Genomic DNA, 21692 nt, shown 5'->3' with positions numbered 1-21692 from the left:
CGGCGGCGCCACGGTGGTGGCCACCGTCCGGCACGAATCGCAGCTCGCCGCGGCCCTGGATGCCGGCGACCACCACGGTCCGCTTCCTCAGCAACGACGACTTCCCGGAGGAGGCCAACGACCAGGCGGCCCGCGACCTGACCGACGCGCGGGTCGCCGCCGACCGCGCTGTCCGATGGCCGCGACCCTGCCGCTGACCGAGATCGTCCGGGCCCACGAACTGGTCGAGGACCACCCCACCGCCGGTCGCCTGGTGCTGGAACTCTTACCGGAAGCCCTGTCGGCAGTGGGCCGTACGGGGTCCCGCCCACTGCTGACAAGGCATAGGTTGACAGCAGGGGGTAGCCATGGACGCCAGGATGAGACTGCTCGGGGCAACCACGATGGCCGCCGTGCTGGTGCTGCCGGGATCTCCGGGGGTTGCGGCCGGTGCGACCCGAGGCGCGACGACGGTACGGGTGAGCGTGTCGACGACCGGCGCCCAGGGCAACGACTACGCCGACGGGCCGGCGCTGAGCGGCAACGGCCGGTACGTCGCCTTCTACGCCTCGTCGGCGAACCTGGTCCCCGGCGACACCAACGGCGTCGAGGACGTGTTCGTGCGCGATCGGCGGTCCGGTGTCACCCGCCGGGTCAGCGTGACGAGCAAAGGCCTGCAGGGCAACGCCGCCAGCGCCGAACCGGCGATCAGCCCGGACGGCCGGTTCGTCGCGTTCCACTCCGGGGCGTCCAATCTGGTGCCCTGCGACACCAACGGCGTCGACGACGTGTTCGTCCATGATCTGCGGTTGCGGACGACCCGCCGGATCAGCGTCTCCAGCGCCGGCGTCCAGGGCGACCAGGAGAGCGGATGGCCGGCGATGAGCCCGGACGGCCGCTTCGTGGTGTTCCACTCGCGGGCCACCAACCTGGTGGCCCGGGACACCAACGCCAACAGCGACGTGTTCCTGTACGACCTCCGGACACGGACGACCCGCCGGGTCAGCGTGTCCAGCAGCGGTGCGCAGGCTGTCGGCCAGAATGAGAACGCCGGGGTCAGTGCGGGCGGCCGGTACGTGGTGTTCTGGTCCACCGCGGACAACCTGGTGCGCCGCGACACGAACGGGCTGGTCGACGTCTTCGTCCGCGACGTCCGGGCCGGCACCACGACCCGGGTCAGCGTTTCCGACACTGAGCAACAGGCACTCTCGGATGGGCCGGCGTCCGGCAGTTTCTATCCGGGCATCAGCGCGGACGGCCGCTGGATCACCTTCGTGTCGGGCGCGTCCAACCTGGTCCACGGCGACACGAACAGGTTGGAAGACGCATTCGTGCGCGACCGGCGCCGCGGCACGACGACCCGGATCAGCGTCTCCAGCCGACGGACCCAGGCCGACGGCTACAGCTACCAGACCAAGATCACCCCCGGCGGACGGTACGTCGTGTTCGGCTCGGCGGCGTCCAACCTCGTGCCCGGTGACACCAACGCCGAGCAGGACGTCTTCGTCCATGATCTCCGGACCCGCAGGACAATCAGGGAAAGCGTCACCGCCCGAGGCGCACAGGCGAACAGCACGTCTCTGGAGCCGGCGATCAGTGCCGACGGCCGGCACGTCGGTTTCCTGTCGCTGGCCAACAACCTGGTCCCGAACGACACCAACGACAGGACCGACGTCTTCGTCCGCGACCTCTGAGCAGGGAGGCACCATGGGCAAGGTGGTAGCGCAGGCGATCATGTCGCTTGACGGGTACGTCGCCAAGCACGACAACACCATCGGCCGGTTGTTCGACTGGCTGCAGAACGGCGAGATCGAGATCCCGACTCCCGCCGGCGACTTCGATGTCCACCTGACGCCGTCGAGCGCGGAGCACTGGCAGCGTTGGGTGTCCTCGATCGGCGCCCTGGTGTGCGGCCGGACTTTGTTCGAGGTGACCGAAGGCTGGCAGGGCCGCCACACGCTGGACGTCCCCGTGGTCGTCGTGACCCACTCCGTCCCTTCGGACTGGGTCGAAGCGCATCCGGAGGCACCGTTCACCTTCGTCACGGATGGTGTCGCAGCCGCGGTCGCTCACGCACAGGCGCTCGCCGGCGACCGCGTCGTCGCTGTCACCGGTGGCACCATCGCCCGGCAGTGCCTGGAACTGGGACTGCTCGACGAGGTGGCCGTCGATCTCGTCCCAGTGGTGATGGGCGAAGGCAACCGCCCCTTCTTCGGCGACCTCTCCGGGCAGGACATCCTGCTCGACAACCCGACGACGTGCATCCAGGGCGATCGGGTCACGCACCTCGTGTTCCCGGTGGTGCGGTGACCCACGGCGTCCCTGCACCGCCGTTTCCTCCACGGACGAATGTGCCGCACTGCCGAGGCGCGGCAGTGCGGCACGGTCACGCCCTGCGTCAGGCCCGCGTCTTCATCCAGATGGCCGGAACCGTCGTGTCGGCGACGGTGAGCTGGTCAAGCGGTACGTGGGTGCCGCCGGGACGGTGGAACAGTCGTACACCGTCACCGAGCAGGACGGGTGCGATGAACACAAGGATCTCGTCGAGCAGCCCGGCCGCGAGGCATTGGGCCGCGACGTCCGCGCCGAGGATGTTGACGTACCGGTCGCCGGCGGCGGCCTTGGCCGCGATCAGCCCCCGGGTCAGGTCGTCGACGAAGGTGATGCCAGGCAGGGGGCTGCTGGGCGGGCGGTGGGTGAGCACGAACTGCGGGCCCGTCCACGCGCCTTCGAACGCACCCTCCTTGTCGGTGTTGCGATGGGGGTCGTCGCCGCGGAACGTGCGGGCCCCGATGAGCAGAGCGCCGATCTTTCCGACGATGTCGGCGGCCACCGGGTTGGGGCCACCGAGGTGTTCGGTGAGCCAAGACATGTCGCCGCCCGGCCCGGCGATGAAGCCGTCGAGGGACATGGTTGCGGAGTACAGAACTTTGGTCATGGTTGTTGAGACGGTGCTCGTCGGAAAGTTCATCGGTCGGGGCCGTCCGGCAGGCTCGGCGGTAGCAGAAACGCCGGGAAGAGCGCCGGCGTGTGGAACGCGGTGATCTCGACGATCTGGGTTGCTTCGATGTGCAACACACCGATCGCGAACGGCGCGTACGAGGGCTCGGCCGGATGCCGGACGTACGCCGCAACGGCAGGTTGGCCGTTGGCGCGCGTCGGTAGCATCCGGAACGCTCCTACGTACCCCGAGGAGCCGGCGTCCCAGCTTGCCGACAGAGCTGCGAGCACCGCCTCGCGGCCGGCGAACCACGTCAGATACGGCGGCATCGTCGTTCGTACGTCCTCGGCCAGGAGATCGGCGAGCCCGGCGAGATCGCCCCGCTCGACCGCCGTCATGTACTGGCGCAGCACCGTGCGCTCTTCATCTGTGGGAGGTGCGGACCGCCCCCAGTCCATCCGGCCCGGTGGCAGGTGCTGACGCAGCGTTGCTCGTGCCCTTTGCAGAGCGCTGTTGACCGATGCGACGCTCCCGTCCAGAACGTGGGCTGTCTGCCGGGCCGGCCAGCCGAGCACATCGTGCAGGATCACCGCGGCGCGCTGCCGGGGCGGCAGGTGTTGAATCGCCGCCAGGAGACCCCAGCTCCAACGTCTCCTTCGCGACGAGCGCCGCCTCCGGTTCACCCGAGCGGGCCGCGACCGGCTCCCACAGACGGTCGGGAAAGGGCTGCAGCCAGGAGATGTCTCGAGTCGCAAGGTTCGGCTGGTCCGGCTCATTCGGGGGACCGACGTGGTGCGGAAGCACGCGCCGCGATCGACTGTCGAGGACGTCGAGGCACGCGTTGGTGGCGATCCGATACAGCCACGCACGGAGCGAAGAACGCCCTTGAAACCCGTTTCGACCTCTCCACGCCCGCAGCAGCGTCTCCTGGACCAGGTCCTCCGCTTCGTCGAACGACCCGAGCATCCGGTAGCAGTGCACTCGCAACTCGTTCCGATGGCGTTCGGCACGTTCAGCGAAGCCCTTGTCATCGTTCACCCAGCGACGGTATCCGAGCCGGCAGATCGGAAATCCGAGTCTCCCTCGCGTCGGCCGAAAGCAGCCCGCTCATCGGCGATGAGGGCGCGGAGAAGATGTGCCCTGCAGCGTTGGGGGCGCGCCGTGCTGGGAGAATCAGGCAAGAAGGTGGAAGTCAGCGCCCTGTCGGACCGGTCGCTCCGGCCATAGCTTTTCCGGCATGACTGCACCGTCGAACACCGCCGGCCATGACGTGGATGCCACTCTTGACGCCTTCGCCAAGGGGCTCGCTTACACCTCACGCTCCCCCGTGCTTCGCACGCCCGCGGATGAAGGACTCGCGTATCAGGATCTGACGTTTCCGTCCTCGGATGGCGTACCGCTCGAGGCATGGTTCATCCCGCGCGACGACTCCGGCATGCTCATCCTGGCGATGCATGCCTTCGGCTTCAACCGGTACGGATTTCCCGCCCACCTCGAGCCGTTCCGGTCGGCCTTCGGGCCCGGTAACGACATTGAGATCGACTTCATCAAGGATTACAAGATCCTCCACGATGCGGGCTACAACGTCCTCGCGTTCGACTTCCGCAACCACGGCCGGAGTGCCGATGCGAACGGCGGGCTGTCGCTGGCCAACATGTTCGAGGCCCGGGACGTGATCGGAACGATGGAGTACATCCGGTCGCGGGCCGATCTCGCGGCGATGGAGGTGGGACTTTTCGCCCGGTGCATGGGCGCCAACGCCACGTTCCGCGCTGTGCACACCGAGCCGGCCCTCTTCGCCGACGTGCGCTGCCTGGTGGCACCGTTGCTGCTCTCCCCCCGCGCCTTTCTGGAGACCGGTCTGCAGAACGCGGGCCTCAGCGAGTACGCCGACGAGGTCGACCATCGCTACCACCTGCTCACCGGCGGCCGCTTGACCGACGGCCGTACGAGCGCATGGGCACCCGCCGTGACGATGCCCACCCTCACGTACGGCGTCCACGACGATGCCCTGACCAGGCCGTCCGACCTCGAAGAGGCGTACGCGGCGATCGGCGCGACGGACAAGGACATGTTCTGGATCAATGACACCCCTCGTCGCTGGGACGGTTACAAGTGGTTCCAGCGTCACCCGGACCGGATCCTCGACTGGTTCGCGACGTACCTGAAGTGACGCGATGAGGTGACGCGGAGGAAGTACCGTGGGGCACGTGAGCCTGGAGCGGATCGGCCGTCTGCTGGCGGCCATCGCGCCCACCGACACCACCGATGTCCCGGAGCTCGGCGTCCGGGTGCACGTGGCCCTCCATCCCTCACCGCCCGCTCCGGTGATCTTCGAACCGATGCTCTACCTGGTGTTCCAAGGCTCCAAGCGACTGCTGCTGCACGGTGGCGAGATCTCGTACGGCCCGGGTGATGTGGTGACGACGGCTGTGCACACTCCCGCCCTGGCCCAGGTCGTGACCGCATCGGCCGACCAGCCCTACCGGGCCCTCGAGATCCCGTTCGACCAGCAGCTGGTCACCGCGCTGATCGCCGAGCTGGGGACACTGCCGTCGACGCCGGCGGAGGTGGTCGCGGTGCACCCGCTGCCCGAAGCGGTCCTGGATCCGGTGCTCCGGCTGTTGCAGCTGGCCCACGACCCCACCGCAGCCAGAATTCTGGCCGACGGCGCCAAGCGGGAGATCTGGTACCGGGTCATCACCGGAGCCAACGGCGGCGCGTTCATCGACCTGACGAGGACCACTTCGACTCTGGCTCGCGTCCACGAGGTGACGACCTGGATGCACCAGCACCTCGACGAACCGCTCGACACCGGCCGGGTCGCAGCGCTGGCCAACATGAGTGTCACGTCGCTGTACCGGCTCTTCAAAGCGGCCACCGGCGCCAGCCCGGGCTCCTACCACAAGCAGCTGCGCCTCATGGAAGCACGACGCCGCGTCGCGGAACGGACGGACACCATCCAGCGAATCGCGTCTTCCGTGGGGTACGCGAGTGCCTCCCAGTTCACCCGTGATTACCGGCGGAACTTCGGAACGGCTCCGACGACCGATTTCCCGTCCCCCCGTTAGCCCGACGCCTCAAGAGTCGTCTCAGGTTCGCGCGGCAGGAAGAGGGTCCGTCCTGTGGCCTCTGGTCCCGGCCGGCCACCCTGAGCACCGCATTAATGATCGTCTCAGATTCGCTCGGTACGAAGTCGGCATCAGAAAAGCGATCCGTATGTAGGAGGCTCTTGATGTCAGTCAACGCAGCGTCGCCCACGAAGGCACCGCCCGGTCGGTGGATCCCGTGGCTGGTGATCGGCCTGTGGATAGCACTGGCGGCGGTCATGGTGCCGCTGAGCGGGAAGTTGAGCTCGGTCACCAAAGACAGGGCCGTGGACTCCCTGCCCGCCAGCGCCGAGTCCACCAAGGTGGCGACGTTGGAGGACAAGCTTCCCGGAGGCGAGGACAACACGTTCGTCTTCGTGTACCACCGCGCCGGCGGTGTGACCGACGCCGACCGCGCGGCGGTCGAGCGTCACTACCACACCCTGGCCAAGCGGTACCCGCCGAAGGAGGCGCCGCCGGCCGGCGAGAATGACGAGGGCCCGCCGACGCAACGCTCCAACGATGGCCAGGCGATGGTGTTCAGCCTCAACGTGAGCACGACCTACGGCGAACCGGCGGTCCTCATCGGCCCGATACGTGACACCGCGAAGGACCGCCCCGCCGGCCTGGACCTCGACGTGACCGGCCCGGCCGGGATCGACGCCGACATGGACGCTGTCTTCGACGGCATCGACGTGCAGGTCCTCCTCACCACCGTCATCGTCGTCACGCTCCTGCTCATTTTCACCTACCGCAGCCCGGTGTTGTGGTTCGTCCCGCTGTTGGCCGTGAGCGCGGCCGCACTGACCGCGATGGCGACCGTCTACCTGATGGTCAAGGGCTTCGGGCTCGTGATCAACAGCCAGAACTCGGCGCTGCTGACGATCCTGGTCTTCGGCGTCGGCACGGACTACGCGCTGTTGCTCATCGCCCGATATCGGGAAGCGCTGCACCACCACGAGAACGTCCGGGTTGCGATGCTCCACGCACTGCGCCGCGCGGCGCCGGCCATCGTCGCGTCCGCGGCCACCGTGGTCGCCGGCCTGCTCTGCCTGCTCGCCGCGGACCTGAACGAGACCCGCGGATTGGGGCCGATCGGTGCGGTCGGCATCGTGTGTGCGCTGGTGGCCATGCTGACGCTGTTCCCGGCGGTGCTGGTGGTGCTCGGCCGGCGAATCTTCTGGCCGGCGATCCCGCGGTTCTCCGCCACGATCGTGGAGCAGAAGCCGGGGCTGTGGGGACGTCTCGGCGCCGCCATCAACCGCCGCCGGTGGGTGGCGACGCTCGTTTCGCTCGGAGTCCTCGGCGTGCTCACCGTCGGGCTGTCGGGCAACACCAGCATCCTGCGGGAGCAGGACCAGTTCCTGTCCACGCCGGAGTCGGTCGCCGGCTTCACCGTTCTGCGTCAGCACTTCCCGGAGCTCGGCGGCCAGCCGATGACGGTCTTCACGCGGGCGGCGGACCAGGAGCGGGTCCTCAACGTCGTCAAGGGCGTCCCCGGTGTGGCCCAGGCAACCCCGGGTGAGACCAGGGGCGGCTGGGTCGACATCTCCGTGTTCCCGAAGGACGCGCCGGACACCACCGCGGAGTACGACACGATCAAGCGGGTGCGCACCGCCGTACACACGGTGAACGGGGCGGAGGCGATCGTCGGCGGGCCGAGTGCGGAGCACCTCGACACCGACGTGACCACCAGGCGCGACCAGAAGCTGGTGATCCCGCTGGTACTCGCCGTCGTCCTGATCATCCTCGGGCTGCTGCTGCGCGCGTTCGTGGCCCCGCTGATCCTGATGGCCACCGTGATCGTCTCCTTCGCCGCGGCCTTCGGCGGCAGCGTGTTCGTCTTCGACACGATCCTCGGGTTCAAGGGCATCGACTATTCGGTGCCGCTGCTGGCATTCCTGTTCCTGGTGGCGCTCGGCGTGGACTACAACATCTTCCTGACCCACCGGGCCCGGGAGGAGAGCGCGCGTCTCGGCACCAGAGACGGCATCCTCAAGGCCCTTTCGGCCACCGGCGGCGTGATCACCTCGGCCGGCCTGGTCCTGGCGGCCACGTTCGCGGTGCTCGTCTCACTTCCGCTGGTGATGCTGGTCGAGCTCGGGTTCCTGGTCGCCTTCGGCGTACTGCTGGACGCCCTGCTGGTGCGGTCGGTCCTGGTGCCCGCCCTCACCCTGCTGATCGGGCGGCGGATCTGGTGGCCGGGCCGGCTGTCCCGGCCGGTGGAGCTGCCGGACGACCGACCGGCGTTCGTGGATGAGGAGGAGCCCGCGCTGCAGCGGTGAGCCTTCGGCACAGACGAGATCCGGTACGGGCTCAGGCCCGTACCGGATCTTTGTCATGACCCGGCGGCGTCACCGTGCCCACCGCCCTGTCCGGCACCGCCCGCCGCGGCGGGTCAGCGCACCATCGTGTCCTCGCCGGCGATGGGCCGCGTGGTCCGAGCGGGCGAGGCAGCGGCGGGCAGGCCGACCTGCAGCAGCGCGCCGCCGCGGGCGGATCGGGCGACGGTGACCCGGCCGCCGTGGGCGTCGACGACCCGCTGGACGATCGACAGCCCCAGACCGGATCCCGGCATCGCCCGGGCGCTGTCGGCACGGTAGAACCGGTCGAACACCCGCGGCACGTCGGCGGCATCGATGCCCGGCCCGGCGTCGTCGACCTCGAGCACCGCCGAGACGCCCTCGGCGCGGAGCCGGACCTGGACCGGCTGGTCCGCGGGAGACCACTTGCCGGCGTTGTCGATGAGGTTGAGCACCGCCCGCTGGAGCGCGGCGGGACGCCCGCTCACCCACACGGACGTGACGTCGAGCGCGATGTCGATGTCGGGCGCACGGGAACGCGCGCGGGTCACGGCGGCCAGCACGACGTCGGCGAGGTCGAGCAGCTCGGTGCTCTCGTCGTTGACGTCACCGCGCGCCAGGTCGGTCAGCTCGGCGGCCAGGGTGCTCAGCTCGGCCACCTGGGAGCCGAGATCGTTGAGCAGCCGGGTCCGGCTCTCCGCCGGCAGCGCGCTGTCCAGGGTGCCGCGCCGATCGAGCCGGATCAGCAGCTCGACGTTGAGGCGCAGGCTGGTGAGCGGGGTCTTGAGCTCGTGGGCGGCGTCCTCGGCGAGCAGCCGCTGGGCCCGGCGGGAGTCCCGGAGCGCGGCGAGCATGTCGTTGATCGACCGGATCAACCGCCGGATCTCCCCACCACCCTCGTCCGGGATGTCGGCGTCGAGGTCCCGGGTGTGCGCGACACGCACCGCTGCGGCGGTCAGCCGGTCGATCGGGGCCAGCCCGGCCCGCGCCACGGTCCGCCCGACAAGGGCACCGCCGACCACGCAGAGCAGCCCGATCAGCAACATGCCGAACCCGAACTCGTTGATCGGGCTGTCGTCGGCGAGGTCGGCCACCTGGACCGCGCCGTTGCCCGCCGGCAGCGTGTAGATGCGGTAGCCGTCGTTCCAGTCGTTCGACTCCAGGGAGTCGGCCGACGCGCCGTGCGCCACGCGCGTGGCGCGCTCGCTGACCGGGGGCAGCTCGGGTTGGCCGGCCGGCGTACGGGTCGAGCCGTCGGGCAGGATGACGCGCACCAGCCGACCGGATCCCGGATACGGCGGCAGCTGGACCTGCACCAGACCGGCGCGCTCCGCGTTCGCCGCCAGGACGCGGGAGTCGGCGCGTAGCTGATTCAAGGCGGTGTCCCGCAGCTGCCGGTCCATGAGCTCGCTGGCCACCTGGAAGCTCACGAACACGCTGAGCGCGATGGCCGTCGCCGAGATCACCGTCATCCTGGTCCGCAGGGACTGCCGGCGCCACCAGCGGGTCAGCCGGCGCGGTTCCCGGCCGGCGGACCGGCTCACGGAGGAGTCTCCCGCAACGTGTACCCCAGGCCGCGCAGCGTGTAGATCAGTCGCGGCTCACCCTCGGCCTCCATCTTGCGGCGCAGATAGCTCACGTACACCTGAAGGTTGTTGGCGGTGGCGCTCATGTCGAAGCCCCAGATCGCCTCGAACAGCGCGTCGCGGGTCAGCACCCGGGTCGCGTTGCTCAGGAGGACCTGCAGCAGGGAGAACTCGGTCCGGGTCAGGTGCAGTGGCCGACCGCCCCGCCACGCCTCGAACCGGTCAGGATCGAGCCGGACGTCGGCGAACGTCAGGATCTGCGACTCGTCGTCGCCCGGCGCGCGGCGGCGCAGCAGGGCCCGGACCCGGGCCAGCAACTCCTCGGTGGCGAACGGCTTGGGCAGATAGTCGTCGGCGCCCGCGTCCAGCCCGGCGACCCGGTCGGAGACCTGATCCCGGGCGGTCAGCATGAGGACCGGCAGATCCTGGCCCGCCGCCCGTAACCGCCGGCAGGTCTCCAACCCGCCGAGGCGGGGCATCATCACGTCGAGGATCAGCAGATCCGGCGCGTCACCACCGACCCCGTCGAGCACGGCGAGACCGTTGGCGACGGTGCTGATGTCGTAGCCCTCGACCTGGAGCACCCGCTCCAGCGACTCCCGGATGGCCGCCTCGTCATCCGCGATCATGATCCGCACGCCGGACCGCCCTCCGCAGTCGATGCTTTTCGCTCATCTTCCCCGGCCAACCTGAGGCCAACATTAGAGCCGTCGCCGCTGCGGTGCCCGCGAGCTGTGCTTTTGCGGACGCCTGAGCAGCGAAACGTCAGCGAAGCCCGGTCACGCCGGCGTGGCGGTCTTCGGTGAGCTCATCAGCGACTCCGGCCGGCACAGCACGGTGATCCGGTACGACAGGCCGACGTTGGACCAGATCTGGCCCCGCAGGGTGAGGCAGATGCCGACCCGGTCCTCGTGCTCGGGGTGCTCGAAGAAATCCGCCCGCGGGTCCGCGATCGCGCCGACCAGACCCTGCGTGCCCTGCGTGGTGCCGGGCACCTGGAGCAGGCCCACGACAACCTGCACCTCGGCGTCGTCGAGCTCGGAGACGGAATACCAGTGGGTATCGGGCAGAAACAGTTGCGAGTCGACAGCGCGCCGCTGGTACCGCGGTCCCATCATTCCGGATGCCGGGTCGGGGATGTCGCCGATCCAGGCCGTCCCGGCGAAGTCGGTGCGCAGCCGCTGAGCGTCGGAGGGAAACACCGTCACGAGCGTGTCGAGGCGAGGCTGGGCGGCGAGGTACACGGATGCTTCGGTCACGATCGCACTCTAATCTCGGTCCGAATCTTCGCTTCTGCCGCGTGTCACCTCGGAGAACAGGGTGCGGGTGGTGTGTCCTCTGCGCCTAATGTGAGTCTGTGGACTTCGCCGGATCGATTCCCGCCATCTACGACCGCCATCTGGGCCGTCTGCTGTTCCAGCCGTACGCCGAGGACCTCGTGGCCCGGCTGGCCGCTGAGCGGCCAGGGCGGGTGCTCGAGCTTGCGGCCGGCACGGGCATCGTGACCGCCCGGGCGGCGCAGGCCCTGCCCGGCGCGCACCTCGTGGCCACCGACCTCAGCCCGGCCATGCTGGATGTCGCAGCCGGCCGCGAGGAAACGTCCGGGGTCATCTTCCAGGCCGCCGACGCCCAGGATCTGCCGTTCGACGACGGGAGCTTCGATGCGGTCCTGTGCCAGTTCGGCGTCATGTTCCTGCCGGACAAGGCGCGGGCGTACGGCGAGATGCGCCGGGTTCTGCGCCCTGGCGGCACACTGCTGATCAGCGTCTGGAAAGGCATCGAGGACAACCCGATCGCCGCGACCGTCCAGGCGGCGCTGACCGGCTACTTCCCCGAGGATCCGCCGCGGTTCCTCTCCCGGACACCGCACGGCTACCACGACTCTTCCACGATTCGCGGCGCGCTGCGCGCCGCCCGTTTCGACCAGGTCGACGTGGCGACGGTGACGCTGCCGAGCGTCTCGCCTTCCGCCGGGGACGCGGCCATCGGCTTCTGCCAGGGCACCCCGATCCGCAACGAGATCGTCAGCCGCGGCGCCGACCTGGCCGCGGTCACCGACGCGGTGCGCTCCGCCCTGACGGACACCTTCGGCGACGGCGAAATCCGTGCCGACATGGCCGCTCTGGTCGTCACGGCACGTTGATCGCCCCGCTCCTTCCTGCTCGAAGGGTGTTGCCGGTGTCTACTCTCCGCGCGTTGGTCCTGTGCTGCTCCCTCAAGCCGTCACCGGCTTCTTCCAGCTCAGAGCTGCTGGGCCGACAGGTGTTGACGGCCTCGCCACCCCCATCTGGATGGGGCAGCCCGCCAGCGTGTGCAAAATGGTGCTCGAGCGCCTGGACGCCGAGCTGTCGGAGACCGACGATCAAGGGCGCCTGCTGACGTACGGCAAGGTCGCCGCCGTCGCCGTCGTCGGCAACGAGGACGGCGCCCACCACGTCACCGCTGAGGTGCTGCAAGCGCTCAACGACGTCGGATTCAGCGTCGGGCTGCTACCGGCAGGCGCGTCAATCACTCGCCAAGGGTGACGTTTGCCGCCCTCGGCTTGCCGAAGACTGAGCGGGCCAGGGATGCCCGTTCCCGCCGCGTACCCGCTGTCGTCCGTCGTGCGTTCCTGGCTCGAGAGATTCGTTCCCCCAAGAGGGTGATTGCCGATGGCCGCCGAAGCCGCATACCAGCCGGGCATCCAGGTTGGCCCGACGAGTGAGTTCAGCCTGTTCTTCCACGTGAAGCCCGGGCACGGCGAGGCGCTGCGGGAGAGCCTGCGGACGCTGCAGGCGAGCCCGGGCTACCGGCCCGGCGACTACGACCTGCCGATCGCGACCATCCACGAGGCCCGGTTCGTGCCGTTCGACAACGACACCCGGCTGCTCTTCGCCACCAGCTTCGACGGCCCCTGGGAGGCCTACATGCTGGATTTCGCGTCCAAGCCGCTGCAGCTGTTCGCTCCATCTTCGCGCACGTGGAGGGCTTCGAAGGCCTGCCCGACCTGGAGGCGGTGAAGAAATTCATCTCGTCGGCGCAGGTCACCGCGGGCGGCTACGCGCGCAACTACGGCGGAACGGTGAAGGAGATCCGCAAGGCCGAGCGCGTGAACAAGGCGTTCCAGCGGGTCCTGGATGATCCGGCGGCGGCCGGGCCGCTGCAGTCGCCGGCCCTGGCCCCGTTGCTCGCCGTGGCGGCCGACTGAGCGCGGACGGTCGAGGAGGCAGGCATGTCTGATCACATCTCGGGCCCGCGCGCGCTGGCCGAGCCCATCGCCGACATCACCGACGTCTACGCGTTTCCCAGCCCGGAGACACCGGAACGCCTGGTCCTGGTCATGAACACCCTGCCGTTCGCGCCGCCCGACGGCCGCTTCTCGGACGGGCTGATCTACCGGTTCCGGCTCCGGCCGCTCACGCCGGCCGGCGGGCCGCCCGGATCGGCGCCGTTCGAGGTGGGCGCCGGGGAGTCGGTCGTCGACTGCGTCTTCTCCGACCAGTCCGCCGAGGCGGGACCCCAGTCGGGCTTCTGCCGCACACCGGCCGGTGACGAGGTGGTCTTTCCGGTGGGTGATCCCGAGGGAGGCAAGGGCGCCGGGGTACGGGTGTTCGCCGGCCCGCGCTGGGACCCGTTCATCCTCGACGCCCCTGCCGCGCTGAGGACGGTCGCGACCGGAACGCTGGCCTTCACCGACCCGTCGGCGATCTTCCTCGACGGTAAGAACGTGCTGGGCATCGTCGTCGAACTCGACTGCGCGCAGCTGCTCGGCCGGCGGACGGGACTGGTCGGGGTGGTCGCGGAGACGCTGACCCGGGGCCGGCACCACATCCGGATCGAGCGCACCGGCCGGCCCGAGGTCAAGAATCTGCTGCTGGGACCCCAGCAGTTCGATCGGGTCAACCGGGACCTGGAGATCCGCGACATCTACAACATGGAGGACGGGTTCCACCTGGCCGACGGCTATCTCGGCGCGTACCGGGCCCGGCTGAACGCCAACCTGGCCTTCTGGGACGGGCTGGACGGCGCCGTCGACTGGCCCGCCGACGACAACGGCGACCACCCGCTGACCAGGCTGGTGCTCGCCGACCACCTGGCGGTCGACATCGGCAAGCCGTATCAGGCGCACGGGTCGTTCCTGGAGATCGAGCAGGCTGTCCTGGCCGGGCGGGAGCACACGACCTGCGGCGGGCGGGCGCTCAACGACGACGCGATGGACACCTTCTTCACCCTGTTCATCAACGGCGGCAACGGGCCGGTGATCCGGGACGGCGTCGACCGGTCCTCGCGGCCGGCCACCGGCGTCTTCCCGTACCTCTCGCCCCCGAATCCCACGCCTCCCCAGCCACCCGAACACGTGTAGGCGGCCATGAGTGACGCTCTCGACCTCGACGACATCCAGGCCGGCGCTCTGCACGAGCGGCCCTCGCCGTACGTCGGCACGTACGTCCTGCTCCGGGTGAACGACCCGCAGCAGGGCCGTGACCTGATCCGCCGGCTGATCCCGCTGTTGTTGCCGGCCCGGTCCGTCCTGGACCGCACGCCGTCGCCGTGGATGACGGTCGCCTTCACCTATCACGGGTTGAAGGCGCTCGGCGTGCCGCGGGAGTCGCTCGACAGCTTCGCCCCCGAGTTCCGGCAGGGCATGGCGGCCCGCGCGGCCCAGCTCGGCGACGTCGGGGCGAGCGGCCCCGACGACTGGGAGGAACCACTCGGCCGCCCCGACGTGCACATCGCGCTGGCCACGCTCAGCCCGGACCAGGCGAGTCTCGACGAGTTGGTGGAACGGGCGCGGCGCGCTCAGGAAGAGTTCCCGGCGATCGACGTGATCTGGCGGCAGGACTGCTACCAGCTGGCGACCGGCCGTACCTCGTTCGGCTTCAAGGACGGGATCGGGCAGCCGGCCGTGGAGGGCGCCGGACGACCGCCGACCAACCGGAGCGAGCCGCCGATCAAAGCCGGCGAGATCATCCTCGGCTACCCGGACGAGACCGGGGCGCTGGCGCCGATGCCCGCACCGGACGTGCTCGGCCGCAACGGCACCTATGTGGTGTTCCGCAAGCTGCACACCCGCGTCGCCGCCTACCGCCGATATCTGCGGGACCGCTCGGCCAACCGGAAGGAGGAGGCGCTGCTCGGAGCGAAGATCGTCGGCCGCTGGCAGTCCGGGGCGCCGCTCGCGCTCGCTCCGGACCACGACGATCCCGAGCTCGGTGAGGACCCGGAACGCAACAACGACTTCGTCTACCGCGACGATCCGCGCGGCTTCAAATGCCCGGCCGGGGCACACGCTCGGCGGGCCAATCCGCGCGACGCTCTCGACGCCGAGAACTCCGTCGACGTCCGGCTGCATCGCATGATCCGCCGCGGCACGAGCTACGGCCCGCCGCTGCCCGACGGCGTGCTCGACGACGACGGACAGGACCGGGGCATCATCTTCGTCTTCGCCGGGGCGCATCTGGGGCGGCAGTTCGAGTTCGTCAAGACGCAGTGGCTCAACGACGGCATCTTCATCGGCGCCCCGCCGGAGAGCGACCCGCTCGCGGGCCCCCGGCACAGGACGGGAACCTTCACCGTTCCGCAGCGGCCGATCCGGCGCCGCCTGAACGACGTTCCGCCGTTCGTGGTCACCCGCGGCGGCGAGTACTGCTTCGCTCCCGGCCTCCGCGGCCTGCGCTGGCTGGCCGACCTCACCGAGGAGAGCCGATGACTCACACCACCGGCACGGACCGCTGGAAACTCCTGGACTTCGCGCCACCCGCACCCGACGACGCGGACCCCGCCGACTCGGTGCTGCTGGACTACACGTCCGGCGGCGCCGTCGCGGTCATCACCCTGAACCGGCCGCAGGCCGACAATGCGATCACCACTGAGCTGGGCGCCCGGCTCACCGAGGTCCTCCAGACCATCGCGGTGGAGCCGGCGGTCCGCGTCGCGATCCTCACCGGCGCCGGTACCCGCGCCTTCTCGGTCGGCAGCGACCTGCGCCAGCGCAAGAGCATGACCAAGCAGCAGTGGTTGCGCCAGCGGCAGGACTTCGACCGCACGCTCTACACCCTGCGTCAGCTCCGTAAACCGATCTTCGCCGCGGTCAACGGGATCGCCTACGGCGGTGGTTCCGAGATCGCGCAGAGCACCGACTTCATCATCGCCTCGGACAACGCCACCTTCGGTCAGCCCGAAGCGATGATCGGGCTCGCGGCCGGCGGCGGCTCACCGGCTCTGCTGCCCCGGGTCCTTCCGCCCGGCAAGGCTCTGCAGATGCTGATGACCGGTGACCCGATCACCGCCCAGGAGGCATACCGGTTGGGCATGGTCAACGAGCTCCATGCCGTGGACGAGCTGATGCCGGCGGCCCATCGTGTCGCCGCGAAGATCGCCGGCAACTCGCCGACGGCCGTGCAGGCGGTCAAGCGGGCGGTCCAGATGGGTGCGGGCCAGCCCATCGAGCAGGCGATCTCGATCATGATGGAGGCCCACTGGCGCTCCGCGGTGCACCCGGACCGGGTCGAGGGAATCGGCGCCTTCAACGACGACCGGGACCCGCACTTCCAAGATCCCGACTACTGATCCATCGAGGAGCGCTTGCCATGTCCCTCACCACCGCCGACGCGATCGCCGCGAACCGGGCCGCCCTGGTCATGATCAAAGAAGAGCCGTTCAACGCCGAGGCGCCGCACGCCGCCCTCCGCGATCACATCACCTCGACCGATGAGCATTACGTACGCAGCAACTTCGCACTGCCGGAGCACGACGGAACCCTGCATGTGGGCGGCGCGGTCGGCACGGAACTCGCGCTCACCCTCGACGACCTGCGGGCGCTGCCGGCCGTGGAGCACGCCGTCACTCTGGAGTGCGCCGGCAACGGCCGCCTCGACACCAGGCCATTGCCGACCGGTGAACCGTGGGGCGGCTACGCGGTGTCGACGGCCCGCTGGAAGGGCGCCCGCCTCGCCGACGTCCTGGCCCGGGCACGCCCCGGCGCGGACGGCGTCGAGCTGCGCTGCGCCGGGGCCGACCACGGCAAGTACCACCTCAGCTCGGTCCTTGACGACGTCGACGACCTGACCTTCGTCCGCTCCCTGCCGCTGACGCACGCGACGGACCCGGCCGCCGAGATCCTCATCGCCTACGAGATGAACGGCGAACCGCTGCGGCCCGACCACGGCGCGCCGTTCCGTCTGGTGGTGCCGCACTGGTACGCGGTCGCGTCGGTGAAGTGGCTGGCCCGGCTCGACGTGCTCACCGAGCCGTTCGTGGGCGAGTTCCAGACCGGCCACTACATCTACCAGTGGGCGGACCGGCCGTTCGAGCCGGTCACGCACATGCGGGTGCGGGCCCGGATCACCGACCCGGCGCCGGGAACCACCATCCCCGCCGGCACGTACACGATCCGCGGCAAGGCCTGGTCCGGCGCGGGCGCGATCACCGAGGTCGGGCTGAGCTTCACCGGCGACAGCGGCTGGGCGCCGGCCACCGTCGAGCCGGCCCGGAATCCCAGCCAATGGCAGGACTGGTCCTTCGACTGGCAGGCCACTCCCGGGCGGCACAGCCTCCGAGCCCGCGCAACCGACGCCGCCGGCAACGTGCAACCTGACGTGCCACCGTGGAACCGCCTCGGCTACGGCAACAACGCGATCGAGGTCTTCTATGTCGACGTCCGGTGAACCAGTGCAGCCGTCGAGCAGGGCATGAGCGACGTCACCGCTGGTGAGCTACCCGAGCTGACGTTCGTTCCCCCGACCATCCCGGCTTCCGCCGGAGCCCTGGTTCGTGGCCGCAAGGGCCGGTTGCTCATCCTGAAGCCGACCTACAAGGGCGGTTGGACGATTCCGGGTGGGATCGTCGAGCTCGGCGAATCACCCTGGGATGCGTGTCGCCGCGAGACCAAGGAGGAGTGCGGCCTCGACGTCACCACGGGGCGGCTCGTGTGCGTGGACTTCCTGCGCCCACGGCCCGACCGTCCGGGTGGCATGCGTTTCCTCTTCGACTGCGGCGTCCTCGACGATGCCGTGCTGGACACCGTGGTCATCCAGCCGATCGAGATCGCCGAGAGCCGGATCCTGCCGATCGACACGGCGCTGCCCTTGCTCAGCGGACCGGTCCGACGTCGGGTGCGCGCCGCCTGGAAAACCAAACGGGTGCGCTATCTCGAGGACGGTCGCCCGGTGGAGGGAATCAGCTCTTGACGATGCTTTGCCGCGGCGTGGCGGCGGCTGGATCATGGGTCGGCGACAGGCCGGGCGCGGGCCAGGTGGGCGGACAGCCAGTCGAAGGCGGGCGATTCCATCTGCCGCCAGACGGCGTGGCTGTGGCCGCCGGTGGGCAGCACCGCCGTCGTGGTGATCAGTGGGGCACGGGCCAGCCGTACGACCTCGCGCGAGCCCGCCGCCGCGTCGGTGTCGTCGGCTGCCCACGCCACGTACAGGGATATCGCCGGCGGCGGGAGGTGCGTGAGCCGCCAGGCCACGTTGTTCGTGGTTTTCTCGGTGCCGTCACCGATGGTGATACCCGGATCGGGGTAGCCCGAGAGGCTGGCCGCGGCGGCGTAGCCGTCGGGGTGCCGGAGGCCCAGGTTCAGGGCGCAGAAGCCGCCGGCCGAGTAGCCGATCAGGCCCCAACCGGCGCGGTCCGTGCGGACCCGCAGATGCGTACGGGCATAGCCGGGGACATCCCGGGTCAGGAACGTTTCGGTACGGGGCCCACCGGCCAGGTCCGTGCACTCGGTGTCGAGCAGCCGATCCGGTGTCTGATAAGGCAGCAGGACGACAGTGGGCGCCATCCGCCCGGCGGCCATCTCGGTGTCGAGGTGGTGCACGACGTCGAGACGCCGGACCCAGCTGCTGGGCGATCCCGGATAGCCGTGCAATGCCTCGATGACGGGGAACTGCCGGTGCAGTCCCTCCGGGGTCGAGTAGGCCGCCGGCAGATAGATGTACATGGACAGCCGCAGTCCGCTGGCAGCACCGGGCACCGTGACATTGAGCAGGCTGCTGCGGCCCGGCGCCGGGTGGCCCGGTTCGGTCGCGTCGCCCGCGCGAACGGGTTCGGAGGCGGTCAACGGCAGCGGGACGCCTTCGGCCGGTTGGCCCGTCAGCGAGGCCCAGGTCGGATACGTCTCAGTCAACCGGTTGAGTTGCAGCGCCGCTGTGGCAGTCAGGGTGAGCACCACCAAGGAGACCGCGAGGGCGCGACCGGGGACGCGACGGCGATCCCAGGTGCCGGCCAGCAAGGTGGTGGCGGCCAGCACCGCGATCACGCCGGCGGCGATGGTCAGGTGTCCATCGATGGTCACGATGGAAGCCGCATCGGCGGGGCCAGCGGTGCCGCGAGCCCGCTGACAGCCGTGTCCACCGCCGCCTGGCGCCGCGTCCGATGCACGGCCACCACCGTGGCGAAGCGGTCGGGCGCTCGGTCGTGCAGCTGCTGGGCCACCCGCAGGTATGCCGGATCCGCCACGACGGCCCAGCCGCGTCCGGTGACCCGGGCGTCGACATCCAGCTGATCAGCGACTGTGGCCATCGCCGCGCTGGTCGTGGCGTGGGTCGGTGACACGATCACGGTGACCGCGTCCGGCGTTCGCCCGGCCAGCGAGCGCACGACGGCCGGCTGGTCACCGGCGACCAGCAGGAGAACGACCGGGAAGGCGCGATCGGTGACCCGGTGATATCCGGGCGGCAGGATCAGGACTGGTGGTACCGCGGGGCGCCACGAGGTTGCGGCAGACGACGTCCAGGTCACTTCGGACCGCGCTTGATGCACCGCGCTGTCGAGACGACCCGCGGGTCGTGCGGCCGGCACCGCTGTGGCGCCGGTGTCCCCACCGAGCGCGCGCCACGAGGGGTAGAAACCCTCGACCCGGTTGGCCACGAGCGCGATGGCGACCACGCTGGTCAGCTCGAGCGTCACCAGCGTGCCCAGGCGTGCCGCAAGCCGCCACCGTCCGGCGCGCGACCACAACCGCACCGTCGCGACCGCCGCCAGCACCACGCTCGCGGCGGCGATCAGGACCACGGGCATGCCGGTCAGTGTCACTGCGAATGCGCCCGCTGCGGCAGGAACGACTCGGCGCCCAGCACGGCGAACGCGATCCGGGGCAGGTCCCGCGCCGACGGGAAGCACAGGAAGCGAGGCTGCCAGCTCGGCTGGTACTTGGCGTTGGCGCGGTACAGCGACTCGATCTGCCAGAAACGCGAGACCCGGCTCAGCACTCGCGACCACAGCCGGACAACCGGCCCGGCACCGAGTTGCTCGGCCCGGGCGAACACCGAGCGCAGGACGGCGAAGTTGAGCGAGACCCGGCTGATCCCCAGCGTCGCCGCCGCCTCGACAGCGGAGACGATCATGAGCTCGGTGAGCCCGTTACCCGCGCTTCGGTCGCCGCGCATGAGATCCAGGGACAGACCGTCGCGACCCCAGGGCACGAAATGGAGCAGGCCACGGAGCCGGCCCTCAGCATCACGGCACAGCACGTAGAGGCAGTCGGCGTCGGCGGCTTGACCGAGCCGGGACAACGCCATCGAGAAGCCGCGTTCCACCTTGCCGTCGCGCAAGGCGTTCGCACAGTGCACGGCCTCGGCGAGCACCTCGGGGCTGAGGTCGCGGCGGCGGATCACTTCGCAGGTGTAGCCGGCGCGCCGCATCCGGCCGACGGCTTGACGGACGCCGCGCATGGAACGGCCCTGCAGGGAGAAGCCGGGCACGTCCACGATCGCCTCGTCACCCAGCTCGATGACGTCCAGTCCGGCCCGCCGGTACGCCGTACCGCCGGGGGTGCCGCAGGCCAGCACGGCCGGGGTCCAGCCCTGCCGGGTGCAGTCGTCCAGCCAGGCGGCGATCGCCTCGGGCCAGGCCGACGGCGGACCGAGCGGATCGCCGGCGGCGAGGCTGACGCCGTTCACCACCCGGTAGGCCACGGCGGCCTTGCCGGAGGGCGCCCAGATGAGCAGCTTGTCCGTCCGCAGCGCGAAGTAGCTCAGCGAGTCACCGCTGCCGTACCGGTCGAGGAGGTTCCTCAGCCGGGCCTCGTCCTCGGGCTCCGGCCGCTGCCGGCGAGTGCCTGGGCGGAGCAGCAGAACGGCCGCGGCGGCGAAGGCCACCATGCCGAAGGCACCGGTGGTGATACTGACGGCCGCCGCACCCATCGGGTGATGGAAGTGCACAGGTCCGGTGACGCCGATCAGACCGAGCGCCGCGTGTTCGGCCCAGGCCACCACACCCGGGTGCCCCTCGAGCCGGTTCGCCCGTACCGCGATCTCGGCGAAGCCGAGCAGAAACCCGGCGCCGAGAAACAGTGCGCCCGCACGCACCGCACGCCACCGGTTGCGGAGGTCGCCGAGCGCGGTGAAGTGGTCCCGCTTCCAGATCAGCACGGCACAGAGTGCGATTCCGATCGCGGCCGCTCCGGCGAACCCCTTCAGCAGGTGCAGGAACGCACTGATGACGGACAGTCCCACGGCGAGCTGCCAGGCCCGCCGTTTCCCGCGTCGCAGACCGGCGCCGAGATACACCAGCAGGACACCGACGACTCCGGCGGCCGCACGGGCGGTGAGGATGCCCGCGGTGGGCACCAGGTCGGCCAGCAACGGCAGGTGGTGCCGGGCGGGCAACACCGAGAGCACAGCGTCCGCGGCGCCGACGAACTGGACGAACCGGGCCACCGCTGCCCGTGAAGACGGCGGCCGACGCGACCATGACCGCCCCGGCTCATCTGACGGAGTATCAATCGGATGCCCGCCGGACGGCCGTGCCAGCACGGTGTCCGCCGGCGGGCCGACGCGCTCAAGGACCATGCGGATCAGCGTGTCGCATCGCT

23 protein-coding genes and 1 pseudogene are annotated in these 21692 nt (G+C 70.0%); 15 read left to right on the top strand and 9 right to left on the bottom strand.

The features are described 5' to 3' along the window. The first annotated feature begins 59 nt into the window (after positions 1-59). From ACWEOZ_RS11140 to ACWEOZ_RS11130, 3 genes are all read left to right on the top strand, one after another. Positions 60-197, top strand: coding sequence for a hypothetical protein (locus tag ACWEOZ_RS11140; RefSeq protein WP_451910580.1), 138 nt, complete (start codon positions 60-62; stop codon positions 195-197). Positions 198-359: 162 nt separating this feature from the next. After that, the gene (locus tag ACWEOZ_RS11135) at positions 360-1673 is read left to right on the top strand and encodes a TolB family protein (RefSeq protein WP_451910579.1); all 1314 of its coding nucleotides are present in this window, start codon (positions 360-362) and stop codon (positions 1671-1673) included. Positions 1674-1686: 13 nt separating this feature from the next. Then, positions 1687-2289 (top strand): dihydrofolate reductase family protein, encoded by a 603-nt coding sequence (locus ACWEOZ_RS11130; RefSeq protein WP_451910578.1) that lies wholly within the window; start codon positions 1687-1689, stop codon positions 2287-2289. A gap of 88 nt (positions 2290-2377) precedes the next feature. Here ACWEOZ_RS11130 and ACWEOZ_RS11125 read toward each other — a convergent pair whose 3' ends face one another. From ACWEOZ_RS11125 to ACWEOZ_RS11115, 3 genes and pseudogenes are all read right to left on the bottom strand, one after another. Further along, a complete protein-coding gene (locus ACWEOZ_RS11125; RefSeq protein ID WP_451910577.1) occupies positions 2378-2917 on the bottom strand; it encodes a dihydrofolate reductase family protein in 540 nt (179 codons plus the stop codon). 29 nt (positions 2918-2946) lie between these two features. Then, positions 2947-3510, bottom strand: coding sequence for a nuclear transport factor 2 family protein (locus ACWEOZ_RS11120; RefSeq protein WP_451910576.1), 564 nt, complete (start codon positions 3508-3510; stop codon positions 2947-2949). A 256-nt stretch (positions 3511-3766) separates the two neighbouring features. Then, positions 3767-3886 (bottom strand): annotated as a pseudogene (locus ACWEOZ_RS11115) (sigma factor); the annotation flags it as partial. A 169-nt stretch (positions 3887-4055) separates the two neighbouring features. Between ACWEOZ_RS11115 and ACWEOZ_RS11110 the strand changes: the two are divergent. From ACWEOZ_RS11110 to ACWEOZ_RS11100, 3 genes are all read left to right on the top strand, one after another. Beyond that, positions 4056-5093 (top strand): alpha/beta hydrolase family protein, encoded by a 1038-nt coding sequence (locus tag ACWEOZ_RS11110; protein WP_451910575.1) that lies wholly within the window; start codon positions 4056-4058, stop codon positions 5091-5093. 37 nt (positions 5094-5130) lie between these two features. Beyond that, the gene (locus ACWEOZ_RS11105) at positions 5131-5991 is read left to right on the top strand and encodes an AraC family transcriptional regulator N-terminal domain-containing protein (RefSeq protein WP_451910574.1); all 861 of its coding nucleotides are present in this window, start codon (positions 5131-5133) and stop codon (positions 5989-5991) included. A 95-nt stretch (positions 5992-6086) separates the two neighbouring features. Next, complete coding sequence (locus ACWEOZ_RS11100) at positions 6087-8294, top strand: MMPL family transporter (protein WP_451910573.1); 2208 nt, start codon at positions 6087-6089, stop codon at positions 8292-8294. A 113-nt stretch (positions 8295-8407) separates the two neighbouring features. Here the strand turns inward: ACWEOZ_RS11100 and ACWEOZ_RS11095 are convergent, their stop codons facing one another. The 3 genes from ACWEOZ_RS11095 to ACWEOZ_RS11085 form a co-directional block, all read right to left on the bottom strand. Next, the gene (locus tag ACWEOZ_RS11095; protein ID WP_451910572.1) at positions 8408-9856 is read right to left on the bottom strand and encodes a HAMP domain-containing sensor histidine kinase; all 1449 of its coding nucleotides are present in this window, start codon (positions 9854-9856) and stop codon (positions 8408-8410) included. After that, a complete protein-coding gene (locus tag ACWEOZ_RS11090) occupies positions 9853-10527 on the bottom strand; it encodes a response regulator transcription factor (RefSeq protein ID WP_451910571.1) in 675 nt (224 codons plus the stop codon). Before ACWEOZ_RS11090 ends, ACWEOZ_RS11095 begins: the two co-directional genes overlap by 4 nt. 150 nt (positions 10528-10677) lie before the next feature. Then, a complete protein-coding gene (locus ACWEOZ_RS11085; protein ID WP_451910570.1) occupies positions 10678-11157 on the bottom strand; it encodes a hypothetical protein in 480 nt (159 codons plus the stop codon). Between the two features lie 98 nt (positions 11158-11255). Here ACWEOZ_RS11085 and ACWEOZ_RS11080 point away from each other — a divergent pair, with 98 nt between their 5' ends. From ACWEOZ_RS11080 to ACWEOZ_RS11040, 9 genes are all read left to right on the top strand, one after another. After that, a complete protein-coding gene (locus ACWEOZ_RS11080) occupies positions 11256-12041 on the top strand; it encodes a class I SAM-dependent methyltransferase (RefSeq protein ID WP_451910569.1) in 786 nt (261 codons plus the stop codon). A 175-nt stretch (positions 12042-12216) separates the two neighbouring features. Next, the gene (locus ACWEOZ_RS11075) at positions 12217-12423 is read left to right on the top strand and encodes a hypothetical protein (protein ID WP_451910568.1); all 207 of its coding nucleotides are present in this window, start codon (positions 12217-12219) and stop codon (positions 12421-12423) included. Between the two features lie 126 nt (positions 12424-12549). After that, entirely contained in the window at positions 12550-12897 is a 348-nt protein-coding gene (locus ACWEOZ_RS11070) for a hypothetical protein (protein WP_451910567.1), read from the top strand. Beyond that, positions 12858-13085 (top strand): hypothetical protein, encoded by a 228-nt coding sequence (locus ACWEOZ_RS11065; protein ID WP_451910566.1) that lies wholly within the window; start codon positions 12858-12860, stop codon positions 13083-13085. The genes ACWEOZ_RS11070 and ACWEOZ_RS11065 overlap by 40 nt, the downstream gene beginning before the upstream one ends. A gap of 24 nt (positions 13086-13109) precedes the next feature. Then, complete coding sequence (locus ACWEOZ_RS11060; RefSeq protein ID WP_451910565.1) at positions 13110-14240, top strand: DUF4331 family protein; 1131 nt, start codon at positions 13110-13112, stop codon at positions 14238-14240. 6 nt (positions 14241-14246) lie between these two features. Next, on the top strand, positions 14247-15587 hold the full coding sequence (locus ACWEOZ_RS11055; protein WP_451910564.1) for a Dyp-type peroxidase: 1341 nt from the start codon (positions 14247-14249) through the stop codon (positions 15585-15587). Further along, entirely contained in the window at positions 15584-16447 is an 864-nt protein-coding gene (locus tag ACWEOZ_RS11050; protein WP_451910563.1) for an enoyl-CoA hydratase/isomerase family protein, read from the top strand. The genes ACWEOZ_RS11055 and ACWEOZ_RS11050 overlap by 4 nt, the downstream gene beginning before the upstream one ends. 20 nt (positions 16448-16467) lie before the next feature. Further along, positions 16468-17544, top strand: a complete 1077-nt coding sequence (locus tag ACWEOZ_RS11045; RefSeq protein ID WP_451910562.1) for a sulfite oxidase — start codon at positions 16468-16470, stop codon at positions 17542-17544. Between the two features lie 24 nt (positions 17545-17568). Further along, positions 17569-18066: an NUDIX domain-containing protein gene (locus tag ACWEOZ_RS11040; RefSeq protein ID WP_451910561.1), complete on the top strand. Its 498-nt coding sequence runs from the start codon at positions 17569-17571 to the stop codon at positions 18064-18066. A gap of 32 nt (positions 18067-18098) precedes the next feature. Here ACWEOZ_RS11040 and ACWEOZ_RS11035 read toward each other — a convergent pair whose 3' ends face one another. From ACWEOZ_RS11035 to ACWEOZ_RS11025, 3 genes are read right to left on the bottom strand one after another with little or no spacing between them, the layout of a single operon-like run. Beyond that, entirely contained in the window at positions 18099-19172 is a 1074-nt protein-coding gene (locus ACWEOZ_RS11035; RefSeq protein ID WP_451910560.1) for an alpha/beta hydrolase, read from the bottom strand. Beyond that, complete coding sequence (locus ACWEOZ_RS11030; protein WP_451910559.1) at positions 19169-19897, bottom strand: hypothetical protein; 729 nt, start codon at positions 19895-19897, stop codon at positions 19169-19171. The genes ACWEOZ_RS11035 and ACWEOZ_RS11030 overlap by 4 nt, the downstream gene beginning before the upstream one ends. Before the next feature lie 11 nt (positions 19898-19908). Beyond that, a complete protein-coding gene (locus tag ACWEOZ_RS11025; protein ID WP_451910558.1) occupies positions 19909-21537 on the bottom strand; it encodes a phosphatidylglycerol lysyltransferase domain-containing protein in 1629 nt (542 codons plus the stop codon). Between the last annotated feature and the right edge of the window lie 155 nt (positions 21538-21692).

The sequence above is a fragment of the Actinoplanes sp. NPDC004185 genome, from assembly GCF_053603475.1.
Note: the sequence above shows the minus strand (reverse complement) of the source record. Positions and strands in the feature narration are given on the sequence as shown.